Below are 13,618 nucleotides of genomic sequence, written 5' to 3'. Positions count from 1 at the left end.
GCGCTTGGTCGAGATCGTAGGGTGGGGTGTGACGCAGGTCAAGGCCTGCACAGGGCTTCCCACGGGCTGGCCCCGGCGAGCGCCGAGCGCACCCGGTCCGTGTCCTCACCACGGCGCCGCGGGGCCCGCGGGATCCCGGCGGGCGTCCGCGAGAAGCGGGGCACCGGGGCCGGCTGGGCGACCCCCTCGACCTCGACGACGGCGCGCCGGGCCCGCACCTGCGGGTGCCCGGCCGACTCGGCGATGTCCAGCACCGGGTGTACGCACGCGTCGACGCCGGCGAAGACGCCTGTCCACTCCTGCCGGGTGCGTCCGGCGAAGACCGCCGCGATCCGCTCGGCCCAGCCGGCCCACCCCGACTCGTCGAACTGCCCCGGCCCGTCCTCCGGTTCGAGGCCGAGAGTGCGCAGGAACGTCCGGTAGAACTTCGCCTCGATGGCCGCGACGGACATGAACCGGTCGTCGGCGGTGCGGTACACCCGGTAGAAGTGCGCCCCGCCGTCGAGGTAGTTCGTCCCGCGGGTGAGGTTCCAGGCGCCCCGCGCGTGCATCGACTGGATGACGACGGTGAGCAGCCCGCTGCCCTCGAGCATCGAGGAGTCGACGACCTGCCCGCGCCCGGAGGAGACGCGCTCGTGCAGGGCGGCCAGGACGCCGAAGGCCAGCACCATGCCGCCGCCGGCGAAGTCGGCCAGGTACATCGGCGGCACGACGGGGCCGGACCCGGGCAGGCCGATGGTGTCGAGCACCCCGGAGACGGCGATGTAGTTGAGGTCGTGCCCGGCGGCCGCGGCGAGCGGACCGTCCTGGCCCCAGCCGGTCATCCGCGCCACGACGAGGCGCGGGTACCGCTCGGTGAGTTCGGCCGGGTCCAGGCCGAGACGTTCGAGCACCCCGGGACGGAACGGGTCGAGCAGCACGTCCGCGTCCGCGAGCAGCCGGTGCACGAGCGACCGGTCGGCCCCGGACTTCAGGTCGAGCGTGACGGTCGTACGGCCGCGGTCGATCGCGTTCACCTGCGCGCGCTTCCGCCGGTCGGGCTCGCCGGGTGGGTCGACCCGCACGACCTGCGCACCGAGGTCGGCGAGCATCATCGTCGCGAACGGCACCGGCCCCTGCCCACCGAGTTCGACCAGGCGCAGGCCGGCCAGCGGCCCCGCGGACCGCTGGCCGGGGACCGGGCCGGGGACGGCACTCACGCCTGCTCCCCGGCGCCGGCCGGGACCGGGGTGCCGGTCACGGCGCGGGGGTCCGTGCTCCACGTCTGCGGGGTCACGCCCTCGTCGCGCAGGACCCGCTTGAGGACCCGCCCGACGGCGTTCTTGGGCAGCTCGGCGCGGACCTCGATGTGGGAGGGGACGGCGTACCGCGGGATCCGCGGGTGCAACCACCCGAAGAGCTCGGCGGGATCGATCCGCGCGCCGGGCGCGGGCACGACCGTCACCTTGAGGTCGTCCTCGGCCAGCGGGGAGGGGACCGCGTGGACGGCGACCTCACCGACGGCCGGGTGGGCCGCGACGATGCCTTCGATCTCGAAGCTGGAGATGTTCTCGCCGCCGCGGCGCAGGTAGTCCTTGCCGCGGTCGACGAAGTAGAGGTAGCCGTCCTCGTCGAGACGGCCGTAGTCACCGCAGTGGAACCACAGGCCCCGGAAGACCTCCAGGGTCTTCTCCGGCTGGCGCCAGTAGCCGTTGAACATGATCGCCGGGCGGGTGGGGCGGGCGACGATCTCGCCGACCTCGCCGACGGGCAGCGGGTTGTCGTGCTCGTCGACGATGCGCACCTCGAAGGAGTCGTTGACCTTGCCGGCGGCCCCGGCGCGGTAACCCCCCGGCGGGGTGAGCGTGATCAGGCTGGCCTCGGTCAGGCCGTAGGCGCCCGAGCCGACCCGCTCGACGCCGAACCGCTCGGTCCAGCGGGCGGCGAGTTCGGCGGTGACCGGCGAGCCGGAGACGACGCGCAGTTGGCCGAAGGCCTCGCGGGCGGCCTCGGACTCGGGGGCGCCGACGATCATCGGCAGCATCGAGCCCATGAGCGCGGCCATCGTCGCGCGGGAACGCAGGATCTCGTCCCAGAAGCCACTGACCGAGAAGCGCTGCGCGATGTCCATGGCCGAGCCGAGCTGGAGCGAGCCCATGACGTGCCCGACGGCGGCCATGTGGAACAACGGCATCGCCGACCACAGCACGTCACCGGAGTGGCGCTCGAGGTTCTCGTGCATCTGCCGGGCCATGTTCGCCACGTAGCCGTGGCTGACCAGGCACGCCTTGGACGGTCCGGTCGTGCCGGCCGTGTAGATGAGGTGGCTGGTGGCGTACGCGTCGAGGTCCGGGGTGGTCGTCACCGCGGAGCCCCCGGCGACGGCGGCGTCGAAGTCGACGACCTCGGTGGCCCAGGCGGGCACCGGGCCCGAGGAGGCCCGGCCGGCGTCGGGGGCGCCGACGAGGACCGGCGCCCGTAGCCCCGTGCCGGCGAGGGCGTCGTCCAGGACGGGCACGAACTCGTCCTCGACGATCATCGCGACCGGGTCGGCGTCGAGCACCTGGTGGGCCAGTACGGGGCCGCGGTTGCTCGTGTTGAGCGGGACGACGAAACCGCCGCAGAGCGTCGTCGCCCACCAGGAGAGCAGGGCCAGGCGGCCGTTGCGGGCGAGGACGACGACGCGGTCCCCGGGAGCGACGCGGTCGGCGAGGAACCCGGCGAGGCGACGCGACGCGGCATCGAGCTCAGCCACGGTGAACGGGGTGCCGGCGAGGGTGAGGGCGAGGTCCGGCTGCTCGTCGAGCAGACGGGACAGGGCGGGCAGGAGGGGGGTGGCGGCGGGACGGGTCACTGGCTCTGGCTGCCTTTCTTCGGGCCGGGCGGGGGCGGGGGGGGCCGGGCCGCCGCCGGGGGGGGGGGGGGGGGGCCGCCCCCCGCCCCCGGGGGGGGGGGGGGGTGGGGGGGGGGGGGGGGGGGGGGGCCCCCCCCCCCCCCCCGACGGGTGGGGAGCTGGCGCTCAGCCCTTCGTCATCGCGACGGTGCGCAGGTCGAACAGGCCGAGGTTGGTCCACGGCAGCTGCTCGGCCCCGACGACCTTCGGGGAGGCGATGGTGGCGCTGGTGAGGTTGCAGACCGGGATGAACCACGCCTCGGTGAACAGCCGCTCCCACAGCTGGTGGTACTGCTTGGCACGCTCCCCGACGCTGGAGCGGGGGTCCGCGGCCCTGGCCGCGATCGGGGCGATGGCCTCGGGGTCGGTGGCGAGCTTGTAGTTGCCGGTGAAGTAGTTGTCCACCGTGCCCGCCGGGTCGAGGCGCGGGTTGAAGGTGTTGGACACCTCCAGCTCGAAGTCGCCGGCGATGAAGCGGGCCTCGGTCTCGGAGTTCGGCGTCGGGTTGAGCTTCGCGTCGATGCCGGCCTGGGACATGGCGGCCTGGATGGCGGTGGCGGGCTGCTCGGTGTTGGTGCCGGCGGAGAAGCTGATCGACACCTTGGCCCCGCCGACCTCGGCGATCAGCGCCTTGGCCCTGGCCAGGTCGAACTCGTACGGGTAGGTCGCCGCCGGGTCCTCCCACGGGCTGCCCGGGTAGATGCTGCGGGTGGGCGTGCACGTGTCGGCGAAGAGCGCGCGGATGGCGGCCGGGTCGACCGAGCGTGCGATGGCCTCACGGACCCGCTTGTCCTTGAGGTCGCCCATGTCGGCGCGCAGCAGGATGCCGAGGACGTTGCGGAACGGGCGGGTGGTCACCTTGAGCTGGCCGGCGTCGCCGAGCTGGCGGGCCTGGACGACCTCGTTGGCCGAGGAGACGAAGCTGAGGTCGGTCTGACCGCTGATGACGCCGTTGAGCCGGGTGGCGCCCTCGGGGACGCGGGTGATCTCCATTCCGGCGAGGCGCCCGGCGTTCGGGTCCCAGTGGGTGCCTTCGGCCCGCTTGACGACGTACTTCTCGTTGGGCACGAACTCGGTGGCGACGTACGGGCCCGAGCCGGCGTTGCCGGGGGTGCGCTTGAGGTCGACGCCGTCGGCGATCGCCTTGGGCGAGACCATCATGCCGGCGGCGGTGGCCAGGGCCGAGGGGAGCACGGCGCCGGTGCCCGGCTTGAGGTTGAGGCGCACGGTGTGCGCGTCCACGACCGTGACGCCGGTGATGGCGGCGAGGTCCTGCTTGATGGTGCTCGTCGGCAGCGTCTGGCCGCGCTCGATGTTGACCTTGACGGCGTTGGCGTCGAAGGGCGTCCCGTCGTGGAAGGTGACGTCGTCGCGCAGGGCGAGTTCGAGGTGGGAGCCGTCCTTGGCGTAGGTCCACGAGAGCGCCAGACCGGGGACGATCTCGTCCCTGGAGTCGACCATGGTGAGCCGGTCGTAGATCAGCGTGAGGTAGGGGTAGCCGCCGGGGGCCGGTTGGGCCGGGTCGAGGTTCTGGAACGGGGACGAGGCCGTGACCCGCAGGACGGCGTCGCGGTCGATCTCACCCGTGGCGGCACCGGTGGCGCCCGGGTCGCTGGTCGGGGTGCCGGAGCAGGCTCCGACGGCGAGGGTGGCGAGCAGGCTGGCGGCGACGGCGAGGCGTCGGTGGTGCGGGAGGCGGGACAAGATGCTCCTTTCCTGACCAGCGGTCCGAGCCGGGAGCGGCGCCGCGGCCGCCGGCGGGGTCCCGGACGCCTGGGGCGCGGCGGGGGTACCGGCGGGTCGTTCGGCAGTGGCCGTGCGGGCGCGGTGGTCACGGTGGGTGATGGATGCGTCGGCGGTGTGGTACGCACCTGGAGCTGATCGGCGCACGGCGTCCCCGAGGCTGCCGGCGTACGGCCGCCCCACGATCCAACCAAGCGCTCGATTGGGACGGTAAGGGCAGGGCGCGGGCGCGTCAATGGGCGGACGACGCGGCCCGCACACGGGCGGACGACGACGCGACCGACGGGCGGACGCCGCAGCCCACGCGGGCGGAAGCCGCCGCGCCCCACAGGCGGACGCCGCCGCGCCCCACGGGCGGAAGCCGCCGCGACCGACGAAATGACGACGCCAGGGCGCAGCCGTTGCCAGGGCGCCACCGGGTCGCTAAGGTGCGATCAAGCAAGCGCTTGGTTGCCCTGACCGGCCAAAGGAGTCCGCCCGGTGGAAGCCACCCTCGCCACGGCACTGCCCCGCGACACCGGCATCGACGCCGTCGCCTCAGCCACCCGCCGGCTCGTCGACGCGATCACCCGCGCGGGCGGGGCCATCGACGCTGACGCGGATCGGATCGTGGCCGACCTCGACGTGCTCACCGCCCGGATCGACGCCCACGCCCCGGACCTCTCCGAGCGGATCGCGACGATGTGGCGCCAGCCCGGCCCGGGCCGTTTCGACCCCGCCGGCGGCACCGAGAACCCGCTGTCGCCGCCGGTGAGTCTCTGGGTCGAGCCGGACGGCTCGCTGCGCGGCGAGGTCACCCTGAGGCTGGCCTTCCAGGGCCCGCCGGGGCACGTGCACGGCGGCACCTCGGCCATGCTCATGGACCACGCCCTCGGCATCGCCAACGCCCGCGCCGGGTATGCCGCGGTGACCGTCGGGCTCGACATCTCCTTCCGCGCGGCCATCCCGATCGGCTCGACGATCACGATCCTGGCCCGGCACGACGGGCGCGACGGGCGCAAGGTGCGCAGCTCCGGCGAGCTGCGCGTCGGGGACCTGACGTGCGTCACGGCCACGGGCACCTTCGTGCTCATGGACGACCCGTCGACGCGGGAGAAGTTCCGGCGACTCCCGCGGGAGCGGGCATGAGCACGAGTCCCGACCCGACCAGCGCCACACCCGGTCCGCTCGCCGGCCGCGGCGCGCTCGTCATCGGCGGGGGCGGCGGCTTCGGCCGCGCCATCGCCGCCGCGCTGGCCGCCGACGGGGCCGCGGTGACGATCATGGGGCGCACCGGGGCGACGCTGCGGGCGGCGGCCGCGACGATCGCCGCAGCCGCTCCCGGGGCGCCGCCGGTGCGGGTCAGCGTCGGCGACTCCGCCCTCGAGCAGGACGTGGCCGCCGCGGTACGCGTCGCCGACGAGACCCCGTTGGCGGCCGTCGTCACGACCGTCGGCGGCGGCACCTTCCGTCCCGTGCTCGCCCTCGACGCAGCGACCCTCGAACACGACTTCCGGCGCAACGTCACGACGGCGCTGCACGCGATCCGGCACGGCGGACAGGCCCTGGCCGCACGCGGCGGGGGCTCGATCGTGTGCACCTCCTCGAGCGCGGGCGGGCACTCCTTCCCGTTCATGCCGTCGTACTCGGTGAGCAAGGCCGCGCTCGAGGCGCTCGTCCGGGTCGCCGCCGACGAGCTCGGCCACCTCGCGGTGCGGGTCAACGTCGTGCGCCCCGGCATCGTGGCCACCGACGGGGAGAACCCGGGCCTGCTGCTGGCCGACCCCGAGCTGGCCGCCGCGACCGTCGCCGAGAAGCCCCTGTCGCGCGTCGGACGCGCCGAGGACGTCGCCGCCGCGGTCCGCTTCCTGTGTGGTCCCGAATCCTCGTGGATCACCGGCGCGTGCCTGCCGGTCGAGGGCGGGGCGCACCTGCGCCGCGCGCCCCGGCTGGAGAAGCTCGCCCGGATCGTCGGTGGCGACGAGGTCGTCAACGCCGCCCTGGCGGGCCGCATCCCATGACGGCGGCACAGGCGTCAACCACCCGGATGGAGCTGGCCACGACGCTGCCGCCGACGACGGCGCTGCGCGAGGTGCCCGCGGTCGTGGCGCGCATCGAACGGCTCGGCTTCGACACCGTGCACGTCCCCGAGACGACGCACGACTCCCTGGCGGTCGCCCTGCTCGCGGCCGAGCACACCAGCCGGATCACCGTACGCACCAGCATGACGCTGGCCTTCCCCCGCAGCCCGATGGTGACCGCGTACGCCGCGTGGGACCTCGCGCGGTTCTCCGGGGGTCGCTTCCAGCTCGGCCTGGCCACCCAGGTACGCGGCAACATCGTCGGCCGCTTCTCGGTGCCGTGGGACCGGCCGGCCGAGAACCTGCGCGACTACCTTGCCTCGATCCGGGCGATCTTCGCCGCGTTCGCCACGGGCGGGCCCCTGGAGCACGAGGGCAGCCACTACCGCTTCACCCGGCTCCAGCCCTACTTCAACCCCGGCCCGCTGTCGACCGCGGCCCCGGCGCTCTACACCGGAGGGGTCAACCGGCGCGTCTGCGAGGTGGCCGGCGAGCTCGCCGACGGCTTCGTCACCCACGCGACGAACTCGCACCCGAGTCACCTGCGCACGGTCGTGCTCCCCGCGCTGCGCGCCGGGGCCGAGCGCGCCGGACGCGCCGGGATCCCGCGGGTCGTCGTCGTGTCCAAGTCGATCACCGGTCCGACGCCGGCCGCAGTCGCCGCGAGCCGCGACTCCGCCCGCCAGGAGCTGGCGTTCCTCTTCTCCACCCCGGCCTACCGCACGACCCTGGACCGGCTCGGCCTGGGCCGGGTCGGCGAACGGCTCGCCGAGATGGCCGCCTCCGGGCGCTGGGCGGGACTCGCCGACACCCTCGACGACGAGACGCTGGCCACACTCATCCCGCACGGCACCTATGCCGAGCTGCCGGGCGTGCTCGGGCAGGCCTACGGCGGGCTCGCCGACGGGCTCGGGCTCGGGCTGCCGCTCGACCCGGCCGACGACGAGGAATTCGGTGCGCTGCTGGTACGCCTCCGGCGCATCCCGACGAGTGCCGCGGCCTGCGATCCGCCCGCGACCGGCGGCCCCGGCGACGAGGCCACCGGCGCGACGCGCGGCGGCGCCGGATCGGAGACCCTGCCATGACCGCACGCATCGGCCTGCTCACCCCGGTCGTCGTCCAGCACCCGCGCACCGCGGCCGCCTGGGAGCGGGACGTCCTGGCCGGCCCCGACGTCGGCGGTGCGCTGCTGGCCATCGCCCGCGCCGCCGACGACCTGGGCTACCACCACCTGACGTGCAGCGAGCACGTCGCGGTGCCCGCCCCGATCGCCGCCGAGCGGGGCGCGACGTACTTCGACCCCGTGGCCACGCTGTCGTTCCTCGCCTCGGCGACGCGCCGCGTCCGGCTCGCGACGAACGTCGTCGTCATCGGCTACCACCACCCGTTGGCCCTCGCCAAGACCTACGGCACCCTGGACCTGCTCAGCGGCGGGCGCGTCATCCTCGGGGTCGGGGTCGGCAGCCTCGAAGAGGAGTTCGACCTGCTCGGCGCCGAGTTCGCCGGGCGCGGCGCGGTCGCGGACGAGGCGATCGCGGCCCTGCGCGCCGCATGGGGCAGGGCCGTGCCGCACCACGAGGGGCCCCGGTTCACGTTCACCGACTTCGTCGTCGAACCGCACGCGCCGCGCACCGCGGTGCCGCTGTGGTTCGGTGGGCGCACCCGCCGCTCGCTGCGCCGCGCGGTGGCGCACGGCACCGGGTGGGCGCCGTTCGGCCTCGGGCCGCAGGAGCTGACCCGCCTGTGGGCCTCCGTGGAGCGCCCGGACGACTTCGACCTCGTGCTGCAGATCCCGCCGCTGGACCCGCTCGGGGACCCGGACGGCTCCCGCGAGCGCCTGCACACGGCCGACGCCGTCGGGGCGACCGCGGTCAACGCGAGCCTCGTGGCCACCTCGGCGGCCCACCACCTCGCGCAGATGGCCGCGCTGCGCGACCTCACCCCGGAACGCTTCGAGACGAACGCGTCCACGACCTGACCGGCCACCGGCCGGAACGGCCCGCGAGAAGCCCGCTCGGAAGGAACCCGCCATGACCGACTCGCAGCCCGACCGGCTCGCCCGGCTCGAAGCACGCCTCGAGCAGGCCGAACGGCGCCTCGCCGCCGCCGAGGACCAGCTCGCCCTGTGGCGGATCGTCGCCGGCTACGGCCCCGCCGTGGACAGCGGCTCCGCCGAGGTCACCGCCCGGATGTGGACCGAGGAGGGCGTGTACGACACCTACCCGGTCGTGCTCAACGGCCGCGACGCGCTGCGCGGCATGGTGACCGGTGAGCGGCACCAGGCCCTGATCCACTCCGGCGCCGCCCACCTCATGGGCCTGCCGCACATCGTCGTCGACGGCGACCGGGCCGTCGTGACGAACTACTCGCAGCTCGTGCTCCACGCTCCGGACGAGAACGGCTACCGGATCTGGCGTACCGGCTCCAACCGGTGGGAGTTCACCCGCACCGACGAGGGCTGGAAGGTGACCCACCGCTGGAACCGCCAGCTCGACGGCACCGACGAGGGCCGCGACATTCTCGCCCGCGCCGTCGATTCCGGGGCCTGAGCCCGTACGCACCGGCCCGGGCCCCGCGTGCGCCCGGTCAGGCCTCGTTGGGCATGTTCGACCAGCCCTTGCGGTCGGCCCGCGCGTACCAGCCCGAGGCGGCCAGGGTCCCGCCGTCGACGGGGATCGTGTGCCCGGTGACGAAGCGGGCGTCGTCACTGGCCAGGAACTCGACGACGGCGGCGTAGTCGTCGGGCGCGCCGAAGCGCCCGACGGGGATCCAGGTGCGGACGAGCTCCGGGTCACGTCCGCGCAGCATCGCCGCGGCCGGCGTCTGGGGCGTGTCGGCAAGGTCGGGTGCGATCGCGTTGACCCGCACCCCGTGGCCGGCGACCTCGACGGAGAGGCTCCTGGTGAAGGCGCTGACCCCGGCGTTGTAGGCGGAGTACGGGGCGCACGCCGGGATGCCCCGGAAGGCCTCGACGGTCGAGTTGTTGACGATGGCACCACGGCCTCGCTCGACCATGCCGGGCAGCAGCGCGTGGGTCATCGCGAGCACGTGCCACAGGTTGATCTCGTAGAGCGCCTGCCACTGCTGCGGGGTCGAGTGCAGGAAGGTCCTGGCGGCCGGGCGGAAGTCGCCGACGTTGTTGACCAGCACGTCGACCCGCCCCGAGTCGAGGGCCGACGCGGCGGCGACCGCGGTGGCGACACCGTCGGCGGTGCGTACGTCGGCGAGGACGACCTCGACCTCGCCGCCGGCGCCACGGATGTCGGCGGCGGTGTCGGCGGCGGCCTCCCCGTCGATGTCGACGAGGACGACGTGGGCACCCGCGGCGGCGAGCCGGCGGGAGATGCCGCCGCCGATCCCGAGGGCACCGCCGGTGACGACCGCGATCTGGTCCTCGAGCCTGCGGGTGGCGCTCATCCGCCGGTCCCTTCCCCGTCGGTCCGGGTCACCCAGACGCGGTGGCGTTCGATCCAGTTGATGGTCACCGCGCGCCGCGTGAAGGCCCATCCGTCGTCGGTGCGCGCGTACTCGTCGTCGTAGTGCAGGAACCAGACGAGGTCGGAGGGCCCTTCGCGACCGGGCAGCAGGTGGTGGGCCGTGCCGCGGACCCGGCCACGGGCCCCGGTCGGCGTCGGCAGGTAGCGCGCCCCGGCCACGACGTGGGTCGTCGCCAGGGTGCCGGCGAGTGCCCCGAGCGCGGCCACGACGGCGGGACGGCCGACGTGGGACACGTGGGGGTCGAGGTGAGCCGGCGGCTCGGGGACGACGAGGACACCGTTCGGGACGAAGAGCGAGCCGACCGCGGCCGTGTCACGGTCGTCGGCCGCCGCCGCATACGTCTCGGAGAGCACGCGCAGCGCGGCGAGGTCGGCCGCGTCGAGGCCGGTCACGACGCGGGAGCGGTCGCCGCGCGCACGACCGCGACAAGCTCGGCGGCGGCGCGCTCGCAGTCACCACGGGTGTAGCCGAGCAGGGCGGTCTCGGCCGGATCCGGCTCGTAGGCGAGGACCGTCCCCCGGCCCTGGACGATCATCGAGTCGGGCATGAAGGGGTGCGGCTCGTCGCGCTCGACGATGGTGCGGTTGCCGCCGGCCGCGTCGACGAGCAGCTGGAAGAACTGCGCGAACGTGAGGTTGGCGTCGCCGACGAGGTATGCCGCGCCCGCCGTGCCGCGGTCGAGCGCGCCGCCGATCGCCTCGGCCAGGGACCGGGCCGACAGGTAGTTCGTGCCGCCGGCCGGTGCGTGGTCGGGGATCTGCGGCTCGTTGCCGGCGGCCCAGGACACCATCCGGCGGTAGCGCCTGGCCGTGATGCCGGGGATGGCACCGATGATCGAGGGCGGGTTGACGGTGCAGACCGTGAAGGACGCGTCAGCCAGCGCCCGGGCGCCCTCGTCGGCGTCGCGCCGGGCGGCGACGTAGGCGTTGGCGTCGGCCAGGTCGGGTCGCAGGTGGTGGTAGTAGCTGCCGACCTGGACGAAGCGGGAGACACCCGCGCTCTTGGCGAGCGCGGCGAAGGCCGGCACCCCCGCGCTCTGGGTCTCCTTCCAGAACCGCGTTTCGTCCACGTCGCGGGGCAGATGGCGCACGTCCTGCCCGGCGGCGAAGACGACCGCGTCGAAGGGGGCCAGGTCCTCCCGGGTGAAGGTCTGGCGGGTGTAGTCCCCGCGCAGGACGGGCAGGTCGGCGACGGGCGAGTCCGCCTCGACCGCCCCTCGGGCGGCGACGGTGACGTCGTCTCCCCGGTCCCGCAAATGGCGGGCAGTGTGGGCCCCGATCATGCCGGTTCCACCGACCACGAGCACCTTCATCGTGAGGTCTCCTTGCGTAGTGAGGCGGCTCCCCCGACACGCGAAACTGGGAGCCAGCATGGCTGCCGAGCTTACCAACCAAGCGATAGTTAGGTTAGTGCGAGAGTGCACTACCTGGTCGTGACGACCACGTGAAGGTGCCGGGGGCCGTGGACGCCCTCGACCCGGTTGAGTTCGATGTCGCTGGTGGCGGACGGTCCGCTGATCCAGGTCAGCGGCCGGTGCGGGGCGACCCGGGCGAGGGCGTCCGGCACGGTGGCGACGACCTGGTCGGCCCGCACCACGCAGACGTGCACGTCCGGCAGCAGCGTGATGACCCGGCGGCCCTGGTCCGGGGCCCCGTCGAGCAGGATCGTGCCCGTCTCGGCCACGGCCACCGCCGCCGCCGTGACCACCCCGTCCGCGGCGGCGATCCGGCCCGGTGGGAGGTTGTCGTCCGGCACGGCACTGACGGTGTCGGGCAGCCAGTGCCGGGGCAGTCCGGGAGGCACCACGACCTGCCGGCCACCGAGCACCTCGGCGACGACGCGGGCGACGTCGGTGTCGGCGCAGCGGTGCACGGTGGCCCGGTAGTCGGTGAGGCGGCCCACGAGCACGTCGAGGTCGACGGCGACCGATCCGGCAGCACGGTAGCCCCGGGGCACCTCGGCCGGCACCGGCCGGGGCTCACCGAGGGCGGCACGGAGCCGACCGAGGACGAGGTCCCGTGCGGTCACCGCTCGGCCCACCACTGTCGGAACGTCCGCGGCGGCGGCTCCGGCAGGTCGCGGCTGGCCGTCCAGCCGGACAGCGGCGGCGGCAGGCCACGGCCGCGCGGGCCGGCCAGCCGGCTCAGCCTCGCCGCGCGCTGCGCGGCCGCGTACAGCCCCGGGTGGTCCATGGTGTACGCGGCGGCGGTCATCGCCGCCGCCTCGGCGCGCGGATGCGGGGCCTGGCCACGCAGGTGGACCAGGATGGACGGTATATCGATCATGACGGGGCAGGCGTCGTAGCAGGCGCCACAGAGCGACGAGGCGTACGGCAGGGAGGCGTTGTCGGCCACCCCGGTCAGTTGCGGGGAGAGCACGGCCCCGATCGGCCCCGGATAGACCGACCCGTACGCGTGCCCGCCCGTACGTTCGTACACGGGGCAGACGTTGAGGCAGGCCGAGCAGCGGATGCAGTGCAGCGCCTGCCGGCCCACCTCGTCGGCGAGCACCGCGCTGCGCCCGTTGTCGAGCAGCACCAGGTGGAACGCCTGCGGGCCGTCGCCCGGGGTGACGCCTGTCCACATCGAGGTGTAGGGGTTCATCCGCTCCCCCGTCGACGCCCGCGGCAGCAACTGGAGGAAGACCTCCAGGTCCCGCCAGGTGGGGATGACCTTCTCGACGCCCAGCACGGTGATCAGGGTCTCCGGCAGGGTGAGGCACATCCGCCCGTTGCCCTCGGACTCGACGACCGCGAGGGTGCCCGTCTCGGCGACGGCGAAGTTGGCCCCGGAGACGGCCACCCGCGTGCTGAGGAACGTCTCCCGCAGGTGCCGGCGCGCCGCGGCGGCCAGGGCCGCCGGCTCGTCCGTGAGCGCCGGGTCGACCCCGGGCATCGCCCGCAGGAAGATCTCCCGGATCTCCGCCCGGTTACGGTGGATCGCCGGCACCAGGATGTGGCTCGGCCGGTCGTCACCGAGCTGCACGATCAGCTCGGCGAGATCCGTCTCCACCGGCTCGATCCCGGCGGCCTCCAGCGCCTCGTTGAGGCCGATCTCCTGGGTGGCCATGGACTTGACCTTCATGACCCGGTCGGCGCCGGCCGCCCGGACCAGGTCGGTGACGATCCGGTTGGCCTCGACCGCGTCGGCGGCCCAGTGCACCGTGCCGCCGGCCCTCGTGACCGCGGCCTCCAACTGCTCCAGCAGCTCCGGCAGGCGGGCCATGGCGTCGGTCTTGATCGCCCGGCCGGCGGCGCGCAGCTCCGCCCAGTCCGGCACCTCGTCGATCACCGCCGCCGACTTCGCCCGGATGGTGCCGGTGGCGTGCCGCAGGTTGCGCCGCAGTTGCGCGTCGCCGAGGGCGCGGCGGGCCCCGGCGGGGAAGGGCTCCTCGCCACGTAGCTGTCCCACCCCGCGCGGAGCCGTGGCCGGCATGCCCAGGAACG

Annotated in this window: 13 protein-coding genes; 5 read left to right on the top strand and 8 right to left on the bottom strand. The window is 74.5% G+C overall.

The features are described 5' to 3' along the window. Nucleotides 1-38: 38 nt before the first annotated feature. The 3 genes from ABZ809_RS08275 to ABZ809_RS08265 all read right to left on the bottom strand — a co-directional run bounded on the left by ABZ809_RS08275 (nucleotide 39) and on the right by ABZ809_RS08265 (nucleotide 4,576). Complete coding sequence (locus tag ABZ809_RS08275) at nucleotides 39-1,199, bottom strand: CaiB/BaiF CoA-transferase family protein (protein WP_357561764.1); 1,161 nt, start codon at nucleotides 1,197-1,199, stop codon at nucleotides 39-41. Further along, the gene (locus tag ABZ809_RS08270) at nucleotides 1,196-2,833 is read right to left on the bottom strand and encodes an AMP-binding protein (protein ID WP_357561763.1); all 1,638 of its coding nucleotides are present in this window, start codon (nucleotides 2,831-2,833) and stop codon (nucleotides 1,196-1,198) included. The genes ABZ809_RS08275 and ABZ809_RS08270 overlap by 4 nt, the downstream gene beginning before the upstream one ends. Before the next feature lie 165 nt (nucleotides 2,834-2,998). After that, on the bottom strand, nucleotides 2,999-4,576 hold the full coding sequence (locus tag ABZ809_RS08265; protein WP_357561762.1) for an ABC transporter substrate-binding protein: 1,578 nt from the start codon (nucleotides 4,574-4,576) through the stop codon (nucleotides 2,999-3,001). Between the two features lie 519 nt (nucleotides 4,577-5,095). On the opposite strand from ABZ809_RS08265, the gene ABZ809_RS08260 reads away from it, so the two are divergent. Genes ABZ809_RS08260 through ABZ809_RS08240 form a run of 5 tightly spaced genes read left to right on the top strand, consistent with a single transcriptional unit; the run spans nucleotide 5,096 to nucleotide 9,224 of the window. Further along, nucleotides 5,096-5,743: a PaaI family thioesterase gene (locus ABZ809_RS08260; protein ID WP_357561761.1), complete on the top strand. Its 648-nt coding sequence runs from the start codon at nucleotides 5,096-5,098 to the stop codon at nucleotides 5,741-5,743. Next, a complete protein-coding gene (locus ABZ809_RS08255; RefSeq protein WP_357561760.1) occupies nucleotides 5,740-6,615 on the top strand; it encodes an SDR family oxidoreductase in 876 nt (291 codons plus the stop codon). Before ABZ809_RS08260 ends, ABZ809_RS08255 begins: the two co-directional genes overlap by 4 nt. Continuing rightward, a complete protein-coding gene (locus ABZ809_RS08250) occupies nucleotides 6,612-7,760 on the top strand; it encodes a TIGR03617 family F420-dependent LLM class oxidoreductase (RefSeq protein WP_357561759.1) in 1,149 nt (382 codons plus the stop codon). The genes ABZ809_RS08255 and ABZ809_RS08250 overlap by 4 nt, the downstream gene beginning before the upstream one ends. Further along, nucleotides 7,757-8,653 (top strand): TIGR03619 family F420-dependent LLM class oxidoreductase, encoded by an 897-nt coding sequence (locus ABZ809_RS08245; protein WP_357561758.1) that lies wholly within the window; start codon nucleotides 7,757-7,759, stop codon nucleotides 8,651-8,653. The genes ABZ809_RS08250 and ABZ809_RS08245 overlap by 4 nt, the downstream gene beginning before the upstream one ends. A 52-nt stretch (nucleotides 8,654-8,705) precedes the next feature. Next, entirely contained in the window at nucleotides 8,706-9,224 is a 519-nt protein-coding gene (locus ABZ809_RS08240; protein ID WP_357561757.1) for a nuclear transport factor 2 family protein, read from the top strand. A gap of 37 nt (nucleotides 9,225-9,261) precedes the next feature. Here the strand turns inward: ABZ809_RS08240 and ABZ809_RS08235 are convergent, their stop codons facing one another. The 5 genes from ABZ809_RS08235 to ABZ809_RS08215 all read right to left on the bottom strand — a co-directional run bounded on the left by ABZ809_RS08235 (nucleotide 9,262) and on the right by ABZ809_RS08215 (nucleotide 13,607). Beyond that, nucleotides 9,262-10,092 (bottom strand): SDR family oxidoreductase, encoded by an 831-nt coding sequence (locus tag ABZ809_RS08235; protein ID WP_357561756.1) that lies wholly within the window; start codon nucleotides 10,090-10,092, stop codon nucleotides 9,262-9,264. Beyond that, entirely contained in the window at nucleotides 10,089-10,565 is a 477-nt protein-coding gene (locus tag ABZ809_RS08230; protein WP_357561755.1) for a nuclear transport factor 2 family protein, read from the bottom strand. Before ABZ809_RS08230 ends, ABZ809_RS08235 begins: the two co-directional genes overlap by 4 nt. Next, complete coding sequence (locus ABZ809_RS08225; protein ID WP_357561754.1) at nucleotides 10,562-11,485, bottom strand: NAD-dependent epimerase/dehydratase family protein; 924 nt, start codon at nucleotides 11,483-11,485, stop codon at nucleotides 10,562-10,564. Before ABZ809_RS08225 ends, ABZ809_RS08230 begins: the two co-directional genes overlap by 4 nt. A gap of 110 nt (nucleotides 11,486-11,595) precedes the next feature. Then, a complete protein-coding gene (locus ABZ809_RS08220) occupies nucleotides 11,596-12,201 on the bottom strand; it encodes an LUD domain-containing protein (protein ID WP_357561753.1) in 606 nt (201 codons plus the stop codon). Continuing rightward, nucleotides 12,198-13,607, bottom strand: a complete 1,410-nt coding sequence (locus ABZ809_RS08215; protein WP_357561825.1) for a lactate utilization protein B — start codon at nucleotides 13,605-13,607, stop codon at nucleotides 12,198-12,200. The genes ABZ809_RS08220 and ABZ809_RS08215 overlap by 4 nt, the downstream gene beginning before the upstream one ends. Nucleotides 13,608-13,618 lie beyond the last annotated feature (11 nt).

Source organism: Micromonospora sp. NPDC047074 (assembly GCF_040643815.1).
Taxonomy (GTDB): Bacteria; Actinomycetota; Actinomycetes; order Mycobacteriales; family Micromonosporaceae; genus Micromonospora.
The sequence above is the reverse complement of the archived record's forward strand: the minus strand, read 5'-3'. Positions and strand labels throughout refer to the sequence as shown.